This window comes from Chryseobacterium flavum, from assembly GCF_003385595.1.
In the GTDB taxonomy this organism is placed as follows: Bacteria; Bacteroidota; Bacteroidia; order Flavobacteriales; family Weeksellaceae; genus Chryseobacterium; species Chryseobacterium flavum.
The window spans coordinates 22,228-40,447 of sequence record NZ_QNUE01000004.1; the positions used below are offsets into that span (position 1 = coordinate 22,228).

An 18,220-nucleotide genomic window follows, 5' to 3' on the forward strand; every position below is an offset into this window, starting at 1 on the left:
TTAATAAAATTATAAAATTAAGAGTCTGCACTATTCTGCACTTTTTTTATACGATTGTGCTATAGGTTTCTGGGTTGTACATGTAATTTGGTCTACATAAATTTAAAAGATACGAATATGAGCACTATTACAGAACCAAGGTCAGCGACTCTTTTACAGCGTCCTGAATTTAAGAGCAGATACGACAATTATATTGACGGGAAATTTACCCCACCTGTTAACGGGCAGTATTTTGATGTTGTTTCTCCGGTTGATGGTAAGAATTTTACTCAGGTGGCACACTCTTCAAAAGAAGACCTGGAACTCGCAGTAAATGCAGCAGATAAGGCGTTTCAGTCGTGGAAAAATACCTCATCTACGGAAAGAAGTATTATTCTGAATAAGATTGCCGACAGAATGGAGCAGAAGCTTGAATATCTTGCTACAGTGGAGACCATTGATAACGGAAAAGCGGTAAGGGAAACATTGGCAGCAGATTTACCTCTGGCAATTGACCATTTCAGATATTTTGCCTCTGTTATTCGCGCAGAAGAAGGGTCTCACAATGAATTGGATAAAGATACGGTATCCCTTATCGTACACGAGCCTCTTGGAGTTATTGCACAGATTATTCCATGGAATTTTCCTATACTGATGGCAGTGTGGAAACTGGCTCCGGCACTGGCAGCAGGAAACTGTGTTGTTTTAAAGCCGGCAGAAAGTACTCCGGTTTCTATACTTGTTTTAATGGAACTTATTGGTGATCTTCTTCCTCCCGGAGTTGTTAATATTGTTAATGGTTTCGGCGCGGAGCTGGGCAGAGCATTGGTGACCAACCCTAAAGTGGCAAAAGCGGCTTTTACAGGTTCTACGGCTACAGGCCGCATGGTAATGCAGTATGCCACTGAGAATATTATTCCTGTGACTTTAGAATTAGGAGGAAAGTCTCCAAATGTTTTTTTTAATTCTGTAATGGATGCGGATGATGAATTTTTAGATAAAGCGATTGAAGGGGCTGTGCTTTTTGCTCTTAATCAGGGGGAAATCTGTACATGTCCTTCAAGATTACTGGTTCAGGAAGGGATAGCAGAGGCTTTTATTGAAAGGGTTATTGAAAGAGTGAAAGCTATCAAAGTCGGAAATCCTTTGGATAAGACTGTGATGATGGGTGCACAGGCCTCGCAGATTCAAAAAGACAAAATCCTTTCCTATATTCAGCTGGGAAAAGAAGAAGGAGCTGAAGTACTGGTGGGAGGAGATGTTAATCATCTGGGAGAAGATCTTGAAAACGGATTTTATATCCAGCCAACCATTTTCAAAGGAAATAACAGGATGAGAATTTTTCAGGAGGAAATTTTTGGTCCTGTCCTGGCATTTACAACCTTTAAAGATGAAGAGGAAGCTATAAAAATTGCCAACGATACCATTTACGGACTAGGTGCAGGAGTATGGACAAGAGATGCGCATCAGCTGTACAATATTCCACGTCAGATCCAGGCCGGAAGAGTTTGGGTAAATCAGTATCATTCCTATCCGGCGGGAGCTCCTTTCGGAGGATATAAGCAGTCAGGAATAGGAAGAGAAAATCATAAGATGATGCTTGACCATTATCGTCAGACTAAAAATATGCTGATTTCCTATAATAAAAATAAGTTAGGTTTCTTTTAATATTTATTTAGGACGTGCCCGATTGCCTTGGTTTGCCAGGGCAAACCAAGGCAATCGGGCTATTCAGGGTCCAGGCTTTCTTATTTAGCTTAAAAATGATAACATTAATGAAAACTCAATTCAAAATAGAATATGATTCCAAAAACAATGAAAGCTGCAGTAGTACAGGGTTACGGGCAGCCTCTGAAAATTGAAGAAGTACCGGTAAGAGCACCCGGCAGATATGAAGTTCTTGTAAAAGTAATCGCCTGTGGTGTCTGCCACACAGATTTGCATGCTGTAGATGGAGACTGGCCTGTGAAGCCTAAAATGCCGCTTATTCCGGGACATGAAGGAGTAGGAATTGTAGTAGCGTGTGGACCGGAGGCTTTTGTAAAAGAAGGAGATGCTGTAGGAGTTCCCTGGCTGTATAGTGCCTGTGGATGTTGTGATTATTGTATAACAGGCTGGGAAACTCTTTGCGAAGCGCAAAAAAATGGAGGATATAGTGTTGATGGTGGTTTTGCAGAATATGTCATTGCTGATTCCAGATATGTAGGGCATCTGAAGTCTGATGCTAATTTTTTGGAAATAGCACCTATTTTATGTGCAGGCGTTACTGTGTATAAAGGGTTGAAAGAAACGGAGACAAAACCAGGGGAATGGGTAGCTATTTCGGGAATCGGAGGATTAGGGCATGTTGCCGTTCAGTATGCAAAAGCCATGGGAATGCATGTTGCTGCCATTGATGTTGCAGATGAGAAGCTTGATCTGGCCAGAAAACTAGGTGCAGATCTGGTAGTGAATGCAAAAAACACGGATCCGGGCGAATATCTGCATAAAGAAGTTGGCGGAATGCACGGCGCTCTGATTACTGCAGTATCTCCCATTGCTTTTAAACAGGGAATAGATGTTCTGCGAAGAAAAGGAACGATTGCCCTTAACGGTCTGCCTCCTGGTTCGTTCGAACTTCCGATTTTTGAAACTGTATTAAAGAGGATAACCGTGAGAGGCTCTATTGTGGGAACCCGAAAAGATCTGCAGGAAGCAGTGGATTTTGCAAATGAGGGACTTGTGAGGGCAAATGTAACCTCCGCAAAACTCGAAGAAATCAATGATGTCTTTGATAAAATGAAAAAAGGGCAGATTGACGGCAGGGTCGTTTTGGATATTGCCGGTTCAGATTAAACCATAATGAGTGACCAGTCCGGCAGAATTTTTTGCCGGACTTTTTTATTAATAGTAAAATAAAGGGAGATGAAAGAAAAAATATCAAGACTTTCTGCAACAGAAAAGGCCCTTGAGGTTATCCGGGAACTGGAAAATAAATATGGTGCACTTATGTTTTATCAGGCAGGAGGATGTTGTGAAGGTACCCAGCCTCAATGTTTTGAGAAAGGGGGCTTTTTTCCCAGAATGAATGATGCCATGATCGGGACAATCAACGGGCACGAATTCTGGATCGATCGTGATTTATTTGAATATTGGAAATATTCTCATTTTACCCTGGATGTAAGTGAAGGTTTTGGTCCTGGGGGATTCTCATTGGAAACTCCCTTAGGAAAGACATTTAAAGTACAATATAAACTATTTACTCCTGAAGAATATGAAAATCTGACACCTGTACTACGCAGTGAATAAGATATCATATTTTATCAAAATATCTGCATATCGATCTGATATGGTATACCTTAAGATCATTCCTTGACAAACCGGTTAACAAACATAGCAGCGACCACATCTCCAACAGCGTTAAGAACAGTGGCTAAAGGATCTACCAGTGTCCCGATAATCATTACAGCCGGAATAGCTTCCTGAGGTAACTTATATACTGAAATCATAAGCATTTCACCTATATACCCTCCATTGGGAATCCCGCCTGCAACAATGCTCACAAATACTGTAATCCCAAGTGCCAATAACAGATTGGAAGGATCAAAGAAATCTTTTCCAATGATAAGGAAAGCAACATAAATCTTTATTATTGATGACATTGAAGACCCGTTTTTATGCAATGTTGTCCCAATTGGGATCACGAGATTGGCAATAGAATTGGGAATACCGATTTTGGAGGCTGCCTGTAAATTCGCAGGCATTGTCGCAAAACTACTACAGGTACTTATAGCTGTAAGAGTCGGATAGATGGCATTGGTCCAGAAGCTTTTGACTCCTTTTTGTCCGTTGGCCATGAATGCATATATTGAAAAAAATACAAGGAAATAAATAATTCCGGCAATATAATACAATCCTAAAGGTTTCGCATAAAATCCAAATAGCTGAGGTCCCAAAGTAGCTACCTGATAAGCGAAATAAGCTCCAAGACCTACGGGGGCCAGTTTCATGATCAGCAAAAGAAGTTCTTTCATTACTTCATATCCTGAAGCAATAAATATTCTGAACGGTTGTCCTTTCTCTCCTGTTTTCCGGGCTGCAAAACCTGTCATAAAAGCAAATATGAGAAGGGCAAGCATATTCTGCCTTGAAAAAAGAGCTGTAAATTCTCCTACTGTAAAGAATCCTACAATCCGATCACCCCAGGTATCATTATTGGCTGTTTCAGTAATCACTTCAGAGCTTCCTGTAACTCCTGAAACCGGAAAGAGATATACTGCACAGATGGTAAAAACAGCAGCTGTCAGAATGAAAAACAAAAAGGTAAGGGCCATAATAAGAATGATCTTTCCAAACTTGGATTGCTGCTCCAAAGAAGCAATAGAATTGGATACGGCAAAAAACACCAGAGGAACCACGCTCACAAAAAGAAGATTAAGAAAAATATCCCCTAATGGTTTAATATAATCTACAATACCAGGGGTAAATATACCTATTATACTTCCAACTGTAATGCCTAATAGTAAAAATATAATTCCTGAGTAATTTTTCAGTATTTCTTTCATGCCGGCTTTTTATCAAAGATAGGGTTATTTTTAACATTTCCTTATATAATTTTCAGGGGTAAATTTCATAAATTTGAGTAAACATCGTTTCTATGGCTTATATAGATTACTATAAAATTTTAGGCGTAGATAAAAGCGCAACACAGGACGACATCAAAAAAGCCTATCGAAAACTGGCTAGAAAATTACATCCTGATCTTAATCCTGACGATAAAGAAGCTGAAAAAAAATTTAAGGAGCTTAATGAAGCTAATGAAGTTCTCAGCAATCCTGAAAATCGTGCTAAATATGACAAGTACGGAGAACACTGGAAGCATGGTGAAGAATATGAAAAAGCCCGGCAACAACAAAGACAGCAATATCAGCAACAACAGAATTACAGCGGTGGATTCTCCGGCGCTGATTTTGGTGAAGGTGAAGATTTTTCAGATTTTTTCCAAAGTATGTTCGGAGGTGCTGGTGGCTTTCGTAAGAGCTCAAGAGGAAGTGCATCAGGAAAGTTTAAAGGACAGGATGTTCAGGCTGAACTGACTCTGAATTTAAGGGATGCTGCCAAAACCCATCCGCAAACTTTTGAGATCAACGGTAAGAAAGTGAGAATTACCATTCCGGCCGGAGTGTATGACGGACAGCAGATCAAGTTAAAAGGACATGGAAATCCAGGGTTTAACGGAGGCCCGAATGGAGACCTTTATATTACTTTTAATATTCCGGCAGATCCGGATTTTGAAAGGATAGGGGATGATCTTAAAACCAAAGTGACCATTGATCTTTACACAGCGGTTTTAGGCGGGGATGTAAAAGTAAATACACTGGATGGCAGTGTTAACCTTAAAGTAAAACCTGAAACCCAGAATGGAATGACCGTAAGACTTAAAGGAAAAGGATTTCCGGTGTATAAAAAGGATGGCCAGCATGGCGATCTCTTTGTAACCTATGAAGTAAAACTGCCGGTAAACCTTACAGATAAGCAGAAAGAACTTTTTGAACAATTAAAAAATTCCTAAGCTATGAGTGAAAGAATATCACGGGAAGAACTCGTAAAAATTTACAATATAGAAATCACTTTTTTTGATGAGCTTGTAGATTATGGACTGTTGAATATTCAGATTGAAAATGATATTCATTATCTGATGTATGAAGATCTGCCTGATCTGGAAAAGTTTGCCAACTGGCATTATGACCTCGAAATTAACCTTCCGGGTCTGGAGGTGATTCATAATATGCTAAAAAAACTGGATGCTCTCAAAAAAAGAAACCGGGAGCTGATGAACAAACTTTCTGCAATTAGTGATCAATATGAAGATATTTAGTTTAGCTTTGCAGCCTCAAGCAAACAAGTATTATGAGTGAAGAAAAGGTAATTACACTAAAACCTGACAGAAAGATTTTTGAAGATATTTATTTTAAAGGAAACCAGGGAAGTTTGCTTTTCTCTCCTACTACAAAAAGCAAGACCGTAATTACTATAATATCTGCTGTTATTTTATTTATTACATTCCTTTTAAAAGATAGTTTGAGTAAAGAGAGTGTCGGGATTTTATATTTTATGAGTTTTATTTTCCTTCTGTGTGCTGTATATCTCTCAGTAAGTGTGAATAAAGTCTCCAGATGGAAAAAACAGGTACAGCACTATCTCAGTCTGTTGGAAAAATGTAAGGTATATGAAATCAGATTTGACCAGCTATTTTTTACGGTTAATATAGATGGAGAAAAAGAAACCAGTGAATGGAAAGATTTCGGGTACTTTGATTCTGATGCAGATTTCATTACTTTAGAAGGGAAATACAGTTATATGTTTCCTAAGAAATCAATGAATGAAAAAGACTATAATTTACTCAAAAAGACACTAAAAGAAAGAGTAAATAAATAATAAAAACTCAGAGCAGAAGCTCTGAGTTTTAGTTTTTATATAAGTATCTGTTATTTTGTTAATCCAGCCATCCCATTTCCTTCATCCACTCATCATTGTAGATTTTTCCTACATACCTTGAGCCATGATCATGAAGCAGAACTACAATAATATCGTCTTTAGTAAACTGATCCTTCATCTGAACAAGAGAAGCAATAGCACTTCCAGCTGAGTATCCGCAGAAAATACCTTCTTCTTTGGCCAATTTCCTCGCGTAGACAGCACCATCTTTATCAGTTACTTTTTCAAAGTGATCAATAACGGACATATCATAATTTTCAGGAATGATATCTTCCCCGATTCCTTCTGTAATATAGGTGTAAGCATGATCATAATGAAGTTCTCCGGTTTCATGGAATTCTTTCAGAATAGAACCATAGGTATCTACTCCAATTACTTTAATTTCAGGGTTTTTCTCTTTGAAAAATGTTCCACATCCTGTAATAGTACCCCCTGTTCCGGCACCTACAACAAAGTGTGTCAGCCTCCCTTCTGTCTGTTCCCATATTTCAGGAGCTGTAGACTCATAATGAGCAGCTCTGTTTGATAAATTATCATACTGGTTTACATACCAGCCGTTTTCTGTTTCTTTAGCCAGTCTTTTTGAAACTGAATAATAAGAGCGTGGATCAGTAGGCTTTACATCGGTGGGACATACAATTACCTCAGCACCTACTGCACGAAGAATATCACATTTTTCTTTTGATTGTTTGGAATTGGTTACAAAGATACATTTGTAGCCTTTGATAATGGCTGCCAATGCCAGTCCCATTCCTGTATTTCCGGAAGTTCCTTCAATAATGGTTCCGCCCGGTTTTAATCTGCCGTCTTTTTCGGCGTCTTCTATCATTTTAAGAGCCATTCTGTCCTTTACTGAATTACCGGGATTGAATGTTTCTACTTTTGCTAAAACCAATGCCGGAAAATCATCTCCTAATACATTGTTAAGTTTTACCAGTGGTGTATTACCTATAGTTTCAAGGATATTTTTTGCGTATTTCATAAATGTTTTATATGCCCTGCAAAGATAAGGCTTTTAAAATTATCTGCATGGTGGAAAAAAGCCCGCGCTCCAACTAAAAATTATCTGGAACTCGTTTTAAAACCATTTTTAGGCTTGTTAATTATACTTGATAGCCTTTACCGGAGATATTTTACTGATCAGGTAGCTCGGAATAATTAAAGCGAATCCTGAAATAATCAGAATGCCTACTGAAATAGAAATAATAGCAACAGGATTAAGATCTACCGGTACTGTACTTACATAATAATTTTCGGGATTCAGCTTAATTATTCCAAAGAATTTTTGAATTAAAATAAGTCCTAATCCAATAGCATTTCCGTACAGAAGTCCAGGGATCATGATGATCAGAGTATAATTGATGAATGTTGCCCGGATCTGGGAATTGCTGGCACCTAAAGTTTTAAGAAGTCCGATAGAATTTGTTCTTTCTATAATAAGGATTAAAAGAACCATAATGATATTAATGACTACTACTATCAGCATGATAATGATAATCAAAGCAATATTGGTATCAAAAATACTGATCCAGTCTGTAATTTGCGGAAACTTTTCTGTTGCCTTTTCTGCATAATTTTTGTATCCGATCAGTTTTTCAATATCAGGAAAATCTTTGTCAATATCATTAACATTTTTCAGAAAAATATCAAGGCCTCCTATTTCATCAGGTTTCATATCCTGAATTTTTCTTGCATGGTTAATCCCGCCAATAACAAATTGTTCGTCAATAAGCTTAATATCTGTTTTATAGATTCCAATGATCCGGAATTTACGATAGAGAGGTTTTTGATCTGCTTTTAAAAATACGGTAACAATACTGTCATTGAGTTTAAGGTGAAGATCATTGGCCACTTTTTGGGAAATCGTGACATCATTATTAAATCCTTTTTCTGTTACTCTGGGAGTTGTACCGGCAATGAGGAATTTCTTAAATCTTAAACTGTCAAAATCTTTTCCTACTCCTTTAAAGATGATTCCGGCAAAATTATGTTCATTACGCATAATACCGGTAACAGTTACATATTTTTGTGTACTCTCCACGTCAGGGAGTGCTTTTATCTTTGTAATATTCAATCCCTGATTGTCAAGTATCGAAGTATTATAAGAAGAATTTGACCGGGTGGAGCGTACGGTAATATGCCCGCTGAAATCTGCCATTCTTTCTTTAATCGCCTTTTTAGAACCAAAACCGGTTGCTACGGTAATCAGGGAAACAATGATTCCCAAAGCAACGGAAAGCCTGCCAATGAAGATGATAACTCTTGAAAGGTTATTTTTGTTATCTTTGGAAAATGCTATTTTTCTAGAGAAATATAAAGGAAATTTCAAGCTTATGAATTTAGATTTCAAAATTAAAAATTTACTTCTTATTTGCCTAATTTTTTTAGGAGTATTCAACCAATATTATTCTCAGACTCACGTTCAACCGGATTTTAAAACCGGAGCTGATCAGCCTGAACTGTACTTACCGCTGTTAAAAAATAAGACAATCGGAGTGGTGACCAATCAGACAGGATTAATGAGTGACAGAACTCATGTGGTTGATTTTTTAGTGAAAAATAATATTAAAGTTAAAGCTATTTTTGCTCCTGAGCATGGGTTCAGAGGTGACGCAGATGCCGGGGCAAAAATCAAGAACGGTGTAGATGTAAAAACGGGTATTCCGATCATTTCCTTATATGGTAATAATAAGAAACCAAAACCGGAACAGCTGAAAGGTCTTGATGTCATAGTTTTTGATATTCAGGATGTGGGAGTGAGGTTTTATACTTATATTTCTACTTTAGCTTATCTTATGGAGGCCGGAGCTGAAAATAATGTTGAGATAATGGTACTGGACCGACCGAATCCACATGATGGGTATACAGATGGTCCGGTTTTAAGGAAAAAATGGGCCAGTTTTGTAGGAATGCATGAGGTTCCTGTTGTATATGGGCTTACTATAGGAGAATATGGAAAAATGGTTAATGGCGAAAAATGGCTGAAAAATGGTGTTCAGGTAAAGTATACGCTGGTTCCTATGAAAAATTATCATAAAAAGCAGCGATATGTTATTTCAGATAAACCTTCTCCGAATTTACCGAATGATAAAGCAATAAACTTATATCCCAGTTTATGCTTCTTTGAAGGAACTCAGGTTTCAGTAGGAAGAGGAACCGACCTGCCTTTTCAGATTTATGGTTCACCATGGACGAAAAATCTGCCTTATCAATTTACTCCCAAACCAAGTTACGGTGCAAAAGATCCTTTTCTGAACGGTAAACTTTGTTATGGTGAAGATCTTTCAAGTTATCCGGAAGATTTAAGGGCATTAAATCTGGAATGGGTGATCAAAGCCTATCAGAACTATAAGAACCCTCAACAGGATTTCTTTCTTAAAAACCTGTGGTTTGATACATTATCCGGAACGGATGAACTCCGAAAGCAAATTGTTGCCGGAAAATCAATTCAGGAGATCAGGTCTTCGTGGAAAAAAGATCTGGAAAATTTTGAAAAGATCAGGGCTAAATATGTTATTTATGAAAACTAATTAATCAAAGCTTTGAGGTGGATTCTTATCATTCTTGCCTTTGTTTAAAATAAACAGTCCGATACTGAGTCCTATCACTCCTGCAAAGGCAGTTAACAGGGCTCTTTGTAGTTTATCTGGCAGATCATTTCCTATATAGTTCATTAAAAAAAGGATCACAAACGTGATCACAGAGATGATAATATGGTTTTTCCCGAATAGTTTCATTGCATTATTTTAGTTTGTAAGAAATCATGATACCCCCTCTGTAAGGGATAATTTCTCCACTTTTATTAAGTCCGCTTGCCTGGTCATAACGTTTTCCTGTTGTACGGTCATATCCTTTATAAAAACCTTGCGAAGTTCCTACGGTTCCATAAATGTCAAGATTCCAGCGATCAGACAATTGGAACTGATAGCCGGCTGTCACTCCCAGCATGATGGAAAATCCTCTTTGATAAAGATTGGAATTAATATAAGTGTCACCGTTATCATTGATATGCAGACTGTCGTTCCAGTAATTCCACTTTTGAACATTGTAAACAGCAAAAGCCAGGTTAGCTCCCACATACCAATGCTTAAAAGCTTCTTTAAAATAGTATCTTCCTTCCGCAGAAGCAGAATAATACTGAAGCTCATGTCCGGCAAATGATTTCCATGGGGAAATAAAAACATCTCCCTGAATGGTGTATCTGGAATTAAGTTGTTTTTCCAGGCCAACATTCAGTATACCAATCGGAGCAAACAGGGCATTCCCTTTTATAAACAGACTTTTATCCTGCACTGGTTCCGTTTCCTGAGCACTTATAATTTCTGTTCCTGAAGCCAGAAGAATTAAAAGGCCTGTCAATAAGTTATATTTCATTTGTGTTATTATTTTATCTGATTTAATAATTCGGTAGCCAGTTTTGCATCTTTGTTAGTTTGTATGGCCATATTCTTTGACATTTCAGCATAGTTTTTTGCCATTTCTTTATTTCCGGTCAGAAAGTAAAGTTTCGCAAGAATATAGGTGTTTTCAGGTGTTTCGCCTCTCATTACTGATTTTTCTGCCCATTCAGTGGCTTTTTTTAATGATGCCGGTGTTTTTACATGATCACTGAAAACCCATGCTGCTCTTAAAAGCTCATTAGGCTCAAATGTATCAGCATTTTTATAATAATCTAATGCAGCTTTTTCAAATTCCGGAAAATTAGCATTTTGCTCATAATAACTAAGTTTGGTCTGATTGAGCTTAGCAGTTGCTGCTTCTTTTCCTACAAGAGGTTCAGCTGTTTTCATAAAAAAGTCATCATTGATTCTTTTGTTTTTCTCATCAATGGACTGTTCTACAATTTTGGTTAGTTTCAGTTGAGCATCAAATTCTTTATAGGTTTCTTCGGGAAGAAACTTAATAATTTCGGCTTTTCTTGATGTAAATATATTATAATTAGGATCTTCTGTTGACTTTACAAAGTACAGCAGAAGGCCTATTTCATCTTTTGAAAGTGCATCTGTTTTTTTCTTATTTTCAAAATATCTTTCAGATGCTTTTTTAGCAAAGTCAAAATCACTGCCGGAAGTAAGCTTCATAATGTTGATCAGAAATTCAGGATCTTTTTCTCCGTTGGCAAAACGTTCTTTCAGGGACCCTTTTGAATTTCCGGGAGCGTTAATATTCTGAGCCATGGCCACAAACATGCCGGCATCCATATATCCTGAGTTTTGTGAAACAAGATCTCCTTCACCATTTAAAAACAGATAAGTAGGATAGGAACGAACGCCATATTTAGCTGCAATTTCTTTCCCTTCTCCTTTTTCCATATCAAATCTTGCATTGATGAAGCTGGAATTGAAATAATCTCCAACATTTTTTTGGGTAAATACATTTTTTTCCATCAGTTTACATGGGCCGCACCAGGAAGCATAAGCATCAATAAAAACCAGTTTTTTTTCTTTTTTGGCCTTTGCAATAATGTCTTTAAAAGGAATTTCCTGGAATTGAATAGCCTCTTGAGCAGAGATAATAACAGAGCAAAAAATAGATATCCCGGAGATGATCTTTTTCATTTCAAATAAGATTTGTAGGCGAAGATAATTAATTTTGAAAATATACAAGGCTGATTCCGGCACCTGATAGTGTATATTAACTAATTTTAAGACTTGGAGTGGTTCAGTTCTGCTGTGGATACTTTTAAAAAATATGGGAAAGATAATTTTAGATTAAAATAATAAATGTCACATTCTGAAACTACATTATAAGTTGATATCAGTCTTATTTTTTACTGTAAAAAGAACGGTGTTTTTTACAAAACTGCTGATCCTGAAAAAGATAATTTTGCCGTGGCTGATTTTGTACGCCGTCCTTATCAGGATGGTCTGTTGTCCTTTTTATTTTTATGTTCCTTACCCCATGTTTCCAACTGATCTAAAACGGGAATTAATTTTTTCGCTATTTCCGTTAATTCATATTCTACTTTGAGAGGCACTTCTGCATAGACAGTTTTTGAAATCAGATCTTCCTGTTCCATTTTTTTTAATTGAAGAGTGAGCATCCTTTCAGTAATATTAGGGATTTTATCTTTCAATTCAGAAAACCTCATCTTTCCCTGTTTCAGATGGTAACATATTGAGAGGATCCATCTGCCGCTGATCAGATTAACAGCATAGATTTCCGAACAGCTGTGTTCCATGTTCTTTTTATTTTCATTATTGGTAGAAGATTCCTTAATTCCCATACTTACATTTTTGTTCGTTCCTTACAATCCTGTGTACCCTTGTTCATGACTATGCAGAACATTTAAATTTACAATTAAATATAAGAAACATATTAATTATGAAAAAGCTTTTTTGACTTTTATAATAAATACCGGAAACAATATGGATTTAAACAGAATTAACAAAGATTTAAGGATAAGTATAGCGCAGACACCGTCATTAGAGATTGATGAAAATATATTTATGAATGCTCCCGAATTGATACAACAGGAAAAAAAGGAATTTTTCAAGAATAACCCTTTCAAGGTTCCTGAACACATTACTGTCAGTGATCTGATGATAAACAGCTCACAAGACGGATATAATATCCGGTTACACATTTATCAGCCGGAAGGATTCGACAGAGACAGGGTTTTGATTTATTTTCACGGTGGAGGATATGTTTTTGGCCTGCCCGAACAGGTGGACGATCAGATGGCTGAAATTGCTGATCAACTGAAAGCAACCATTATATCTGTTGATTACCGGCTTGCTCCTCAATATAAATTTCCTATTCCGGTTTTGGATGGCTTTGATACTTTACAGTGGGTGATTAATTATGGAAATACCCAATTAGGAATCAATTCTGAGAATATTACTGTATTTGGAGCCAGTGCCGGCGGACATTTGGCCGCTGCGGTAACCCAGATGGCTGCAGATCACCAGATCAAAAATATAAAACATCAGTTCTTACTATATCCTGTTGTTCATAACAAGCTGAATACATCTTCCATGGAAGAATTTACAGATGCTCCTTTATGGAACAAAGGATATGCCTATACAGCATGGTTGCATTTTCTCGGGAGAAATAATATGGATAAAACCATAAAATATGCGGATCTGACCTGTTATGACGATTTTTATAAATTGCCGCAAACCACAATTGTAGCTTGTGAACTGGATCCGTTAAGGGATGAGGGTATAGAACTTGCCCAACTTTTATATCGGGCCGGTGTCAAAACTGAATTATGGGTAATTCCCGGAGCGGTACATGTATTCGATCTTTTTACATCTCCGGTAAATGACGACTACAAAGAATTTCTGATGAAAAGACTGTTCCGATATCAGTACACTTGATGTTAAGACAAATATAAAACCGTTCTGTTAAGGACAGTTTTTGATTTTACATGGTTTTTCAGGATTCGATTAAAATTTTTAATTCACTTTAGAGTCCTGAAATCTTTGTTATATTTTTGCAGGCGAATAATTTATCTGTCAGATAAATAACAATTTTAGAACAATTGAGTATCAATTTTAAGCATCCCTTATCTCAAAAATCTGTTTATATAGCTGTTTTATGCGCCTGTTTAATCGCAGTGGCAGCATTTGCTGTATTAAGTTTTCTGATAACCCGTGACAGCCGGAAGAATACGGATGAGTTTGCAAAAAGAACTTTTTTTCGAAAATATGAATCAATTGAAAAGGAATTCAGGAATATCGAAGATGACCAATATCTTTTAAGGGCATTGATTCTAAAGGACGGCTTGAAGAATTACAAAAATTATTCTCTGGTTTTAAATGATCTGAACAGGAAACGCAATCAGTTACCCTACAGCTGGTATTATTATAATAATATTTCCGGAGAATCTGAGACAAACAGCAGGATGTTGTCGGATATTTTTAGCAAAAAAAAAGATAATGGAAGACCGGTTATTTTAAAGAATAGAGCACCCGGTCATTTCAAAGATCTTCTGGTCACTAATAAAGACAGTCTGTTTTGGGTAAGTTATGATTCTCTGATTCTACCCAATAAAAATGTGCTGTATTATGGTTCTACTGTAAGCCTGGATGACCTTCATCAATATTTCATTAATGTTGACAAAAGTTCTAATACATATGCATATGTTTTCACGAAAGAAGGGATTTGTATAACTCATCCTGAAAAAAAATATATTGGAAAGAGTATTTTTGAGTTTACAGATATTAAACCAAAGGATACCCTGTCTGCCCAGACTAAATCAGGATATACTGCAGGAACTGCAATTTCTGAATATCTCGGAGTAGAAGTGACACGTTTTATAAAACCATTGCAGACAGATAATTTTGAAGGATACGCGGTGGTAAATCATATTAATTTTATCATTGATGAAAATGTGTACAAGGTAAAGACATATACCGTCTATATCTTTCTGGCTGCATTATTTCTTATTGTAACTGTATTTATTTTGTTTCAAAGATCTGCCGGCATAGCCTACCGGGAGAAAGAAAAAATGCAGGCGGAGAAAAATCTACTGCTTATTGAGAATGAGAAGATGCATAAAGCAGAAGTCATCAACCAGCTTCAACAGCTTAAAAATAATATCAATCCTCATTTTCTTTTCAATTCACTGAATTCATTGTATATGCTGATTGATATTAATAAAGAAAATGCACAGAAGTTTACCATGAACCTTTCCAAAATTTACCGGTATCTTATTGTGCCCCCAAAAGAAAATATTGTTCCCGTAACTCAGGAAATCAATTTTATACAGCAGTATATGGAACTTTTGAAAAGCAGGTTCGGTGAGGAATTGAATTTTAAATTAATAATTAATAACAAGGAGAGTTTAGAAAAACGAATCCCTTATCTATCGCTTCAGATTGTCACAGAGAACGCTATAAAACATAATATAGCAACTGTAGATCAGCCTTTAGAGATTATGATCAGTGTAGAAGAAAACGGAATTGTAGTAAAGAATACTTATCAACTTAGGAAAGAGCCGGTACAGGGAGAAAAATTCGGGATTGATTATTTGAGTCAAATTTATGAATATTTTAGGATTAATTCTCTTAATATTTCTGTGGATGGTGAATATTTCGTATGTTTTTTGCCGATAATGAATTAAAATAAAAATCCATTCACTCCCAAATAATTACCTTTCACTCCCTAATGATGCTCATATTATTTCTTTACCTATAGCTTTGCCGGCTGAAACTAAGATATTTACTATTTGGAATGAATCGGACTATTTTAATGAAGAATTACAGGCTGGCACTGTATTTAGGACTTGCTATGGCTTCGCCGGCAGTTCTGGCGCAGAAAAAAGATACTGTAAAAACAGCTAAAGAAAAAACTGATAAAACGGACGTTTCTTCAAAAAAAACAAAAAAAATTGAAGATCTGATTAAAAAAGGGACCTATAAAAAAGGGCTTTTTAATACGATTCAGGTGAAAACGGATATTTATTTTGAAATTCCTGACAGTTTAATGGGACGTCAGTTTCTTGTTGTCAATAAACTTTCTCAGGTACCTATGCAGGTAAATGAAGCGGGTTTAAACAAAGGAATGAATTATGAAAATAAGATCATTTCTTTTCACCGTGATGCTGTAGCAAAAAAAGTATGGGTTAAAACTTCAGTGGCTAAAGTTTCTTCTCCTGAAAATGACGCCATAACTAAATCTGTAAAAGACAATTTCTCAGAATCTGTAATTGAGGTCTTTGATATCGAAGCTCAGAATAATGATTCTACTGCAGTTGCCATTAAAGTAAACAAAGTGTTTGATGGTAATCAGAAAAGTTTTAATGATGTTCTGGCAAATGTTGGCCTTGGGGGATCAGTAAAATCAAGTCTTTCCTATATTGAAGGAGTGAAGACTTTTCCCCGGAACCTGGTGGTTAAATCCCAATTGTCAACATCTGTAAATGAGGGTGGAGTTGATCTTCCGGTAACCCTTGGAGTTACCACCAATCTTGTTTTACTCTCTAAAACACCTATGAAGCCCCGGGTAGCTGATCCGAGAGTTGGTTTTTTTTCTGAGAAACACTGGACGTTTAATGACCGCCAGCAAAAGATGGATGAGAAATTTTTCATTACCAGATGGAACCTGGAACCTAAAGATGAAGACAAAGAAAAGTATTTAAAAGGAGAACTGGTAGAGCCTAAAAAACCGATTGTTTATTATATTGATCCTGCAACGCCCAAACAATGGCGTGAAAAAATTATCGCAGGTGTTCATGACTGGCAGGCAGCTTTTGAGCAGGCAGGGTTTAAAAATGCGGTAGTCGCTAAAATGCCGGATGAAAAAGATGAAGATTTTGATATTGATGATGTACGTTATTCGGTGATTACATATGCAGCCTCTCCTAAATCCAATGCGATGGGTCCATCGGTCGTAGACCCCAGAAGTGGTGAAATTATTGAGGCCGATATCATCTGGTGGCATAATGTAATGACTTCCCTTCACGACTGGATGAGGATTCAGACAGGACCTATTGATCCCAATGCCAGAGGAAATAAATTCAGTGATGAACTGATGGGGGAAGCCATCCGGTTCGTTTCATCTCATGAAGTAGGACATACCTTTGGATTAAAACACAATATGGGGGCATCTTTTGCTTTTCCTGTAGAGTCTCTCCGTTCAAAGGAATTTACTGATAAAATGGGAGGAACCGCACCTTCCATTATGGATTATGCACGATATAACTATGTAGCCCAGCCTGAAGACGGAGTTACTGCGATCACTCCGAAAATAGGAATCTATGATAAATATGCTATTGAATGGGGGTACCGTTGGTATCCGGACGAATTCGCTGAGAAAAAATCGTTGAGAAACCTGATTGAAAAGCATGAAGACGATCCATTGTATTTTTATGGTGAACAGCAAAATTATTTAGAAACAATTGACCCGCGTTCGCAATCGGAAGATTTAGGTGATGATGCGATGAAGGCCAGTGAGTATGGCATGAAAAATCTGAAGATTGTAGTCGATAATCTTTTAAAATGGACTTACGATGATGGTAAAGGCTATACGGATGCGGGAAAATTGTATTTGGGAGCAATAGGACAATGGGATTTATATACAGGTCATGTGATGGCGAATGTAGGTGGGATTTATCTGAACAATACCGTTTTTGGCAATAAGAAAAAAGCATACGAGGCAGTTCCTGCAGAGATCCAGAGAAGAGCGGTTGATTATCTAATTAAAAATGCAATCAATCTTCCGGAATGGTTATTCTTCAATCCGATCACAGACAAAACATATCCTGTTAAAAATTCACCAATGGGTCCCTTTGAACAGACTCCATATACCCTGGCGAGAGGAATGCAGTATGCTAACATCTACTCTTTGTTTATGGATGACAGATTACTGAGATTGCTTGAAAATGAATTAAAACATCAGGTTTCAGGCTCGAAAGAGGAAGTCTATACCGTGGAAAATTTATTTGATCAGGTGAGAAGTGCCATTTTCAGCAAAAAAGGAAGCCTGACGATTCTTGAAAAGATGACCCAGAAGAATTATGTAGATGCTTTGATTGTTTCCGTCAATAAATTATTTGAGAAAACAGCAGTAAAAGGATTAAAAGCGGATGCTGATCTGAATATGCCAATGATCTGTAATTTCCACGAAGAAGAGCGCAACCTGAGAAATATTAATTACTCATCTATGAAAAGGGTATCTGAAGTAACTACTTATAAAAGAGCGGAACTACAAAAAGTACTGGATCTGCTGAACAGGACAAGATATAAAGGAGATGATGCTTCCAGAGCACATTACACAGATTTAATTATTCGTATTGAAGAGGCTTTAAACAAATAAT

At 36.9% G+C, this 18,220-nt stretch carries 17 protein-coding genes; 10 read left to right on the plus strand and 7 right to left on the minus strand.

Annotated features, from left to right (window positions below; genetic code table 11):
- The first annotated feature begins 117 nt into the window (after nt 1–117).
- From DRF59_RS05725 to DRF59_RS05735, 3 genes are all read left to right on the plus strand, one after another.
- Nucleotides 118–1,647 (plus strand): aldehyde dehydrogenase family protein, encoded by a 1,530-nt coding sequence (locus DRF59_RS05725; protein ID WP_115957704.1) that lies wholly within the window; start codon nt 118–120, stop codon nt 1,645–1,647.
- Between the two features lie 132 nt (nt 1,648–1,779).
- Entirely contained in the window at nt 1,780–2,814 is a 1,035-nt protein-coding gene (gene adhP, locus DRF59_RS05730) for an alcohol dehydrogenase AdhP (protein WP_115957706.1), read from the plus strand.
- Between the two features lie 69 nt (nt 2,815–2,883).
- Nucleotides 2,884–3,267 (plus strand): DUF779 domain-containing protein, encoded by a 384-nt coding sequence (locus DRF59_RS05735; protein WP_115957708.1) that lies wholly within the window; start codon nt 2,884–2,886, stop codon nt 3,265–3,267.
- 56 nt (nt 3,268–3,323) lie between these two features.
- Here DRF59_RS05735 and DRF59_RS05740 read toward each other — a convergent pair whose 3' ends face one another.
- Complete coding sequence (locus tag DRF59_RS05740; protein ID WP_115957710.1) at nt 3,324–4,523, minus strand: dicarboxylate/amino acid:cation symporter; 1,200 nt, start codon at nt 4,521–4,523, stop codon at nt 3,324–3,326.
- A gap of 92 nt (nt 4,524–4,615) precedes the next feature.
- Here DRF59_RS05740 and DRF59_RS05745 point away from each other — a divergent pair, with 92 nt between their 5' ends.
- From DRF59_RS05745 to DRF59_RS05755, 3 genes are read left to right on the plus strand one after another with little or no spacing between them, the layout of a single operon-like run.
- Nucleotides 4,616–5,530 carry a DnaJ C-terminal domain-containing protein gene (locus DRF59_RS05745; protein WP_115957711.1) on the plus strand — a complete coding sequence of 305 codons (915 nt, stop codon included), beginning with the start codon at nt 4,616–4,618 and terminating at the stop codon, nt 5,528–5,530.
- Nucleotides 5,531–5,533: 3 nt separating this feature from the next.
- Nucleotides 5,534–5,836 (plus strand): chaperone modulator CbpM, encoded by a 303-nt coding sequence (locus DRF59_RS05750; protein WP_115957713.1) that lies wholly within the window; start codon nt 5,534–5,536, stop codon nt 5,834–5,836.
- Between the two features lie 32 nt (nt 5,837–5,868).
- Entirely contained in the window at nt 5,869–6,396 is a 528-nt protein-coding gene (locus tag DRF59_RS05755; RefSeq protein WP_115957715.1) for a hypothetical protein, read from the plus strand.
- A 58-nt stretch (nt 6,397–6,454) separates the two neighbouring features.
- Here DRF59_RS05755 and DRF59_RS05760 read toward each other — a convergent pair whose 3' ends face one another.
- Together DRF59_RS05760 and DRF59_RS05765 are read right to left on the minus strand one after the other, a co-directional pair.
- Entirely contained in the window at nt 6,455–7,438 is a 984-nt protein-coding gene (locus tag DRF59_RS05760) for a PLP-dependent cysteine synthase family protein (protein WP_115957716.1), read from the minus strand.
- 117 nt (nt 7,439–7,555) lie between these two features.
- Nucleotides 7,556–8,785, minus strand: a complete 1,230-nt coding sequence (locus DRF59_RS05765) for an ABC transporter permease (RefSeq protein WP_115957718.1) — start codon at nt 8,783–8,785, stop codon at nt 7,556–7,558.
- A 4-nt stretch (nt 8,786–8,789) separates the two neighbouring features.
- Here DRF59_RS05765 and DRF59_RS05770 point away from each other — a divergent pair, with 4 nt between their 5' ends.
- Nucleotides 8,790–9,986: an exo-beta-N-acetylmuramidase NamZ family protein gene (locus DRF59_RS05770; protein ID WP_115958167.1), complete on the plus strand. Its 1,197-nt coding sequence runs from the start codon at nt 8,790–8,792 to the stop codon at nt 9,984–9,986.
- Here DRF59_RS05770 and DRF59_RS05775 read toward each other — a convergent pair whose 3' ends face one another.
- From DRF59_RS05775 to DRF59_RS05790, 4 genes are all read right to left on the minus strand, one after another.
- Complete coding sequence (locus DRF59_RS05775) at nt 9,987–10,193, minus strand: hypothetical protein (RefSeq protein WP_115957720.1); 207 nt, start codon at nt 10,191–10,193, stop codon at nt 9,987–9,989.
- A 4-nt stretch (nt 10,194–10,197) separates the two neighbouring features.
- On the minus strand, nt 10,198–10,830 hold the full coding sequence (locus DRF59_RS05780) for a DUF3575 domain-containing protein (protein ID WP_115957721.1): 633 nt from the start codon (nt 10,828–10,830) through the stop codon (nt 10,198–10,200).
- Nucleotides 10,831–10,838: 8 nt separating this feature from the next.
- Nucleotides 10,839–12,014: a thioredoxin family protein gene (locus tag DRF59_RS05785; RefSeq protein WP_115957723.1), complete on the minus strand. Its 1,176-nt coding sequence runs from the start codon at nt 12,012–12,014 to the stop codon at nt 10,839–10,841.
- A gap of 299 nt (nt 12,015–12,313) precedes the next feature.
- The gene (locus DRF59_RS05790; RefSeq protein WP_115957725.1) at nt 12,314–12,682 is read right to left on the minus strand and encodes a winged helix-turn-helix transcriptional regulator; all 369 of its coding nucleotides are present in this window, start codon (nt 12,680–12,682) and stop codon (nt 12,314–12,316) included.
- Nucleotides 12,683–12,824: 142 nt separating this feature from the next.
- Between DRF59_RS05790 and DRF59_RS05795 the strand changes: the two genes are divergently transcribed.
- From DRF59_RS05795 to DRF59_RS05805, 3 genes are all read left to right on the plus strand, one after another.
- Nucleotides 12,825–13,778, plus strand: a complete 954-nt coding sequence (locus DRF59_RS05795; RefSeq protein ID WP_115957727.1) for an alpha/beta hydrolase — start codon at nt 12,825–12,827, stop codon at nt 13,776–13,778.
- A 164-nt stretch (nt 13,779–13,942) separates the two neighbouring features.
- Nucleotides 13,943–15,526, plus strand: a complete 1,584-nt coding sequence (locus DRF59_RS05800) for a histidine kinase (protein ID WP_115957729.1) — start codon at nt 13,943–13,945, stop codon at nt 15,524–15,526.
- A gap of 110 nt (nt 15,527–15,636) precedes the next feature.
- Nucleotides 15,637–18,219: a zinc-dependent metalloprotease gene (locus tag DRF59_RS05805; protein ID WP_185144904.1), complete on the plus strand. Its 2,583-nt coding sequence runs from the start codon at nt 15,637–15,639 to the stop codon at nt 18,217–18,219.
- Nucleotide 18,220: the final 1 nt, after the last annotated feature.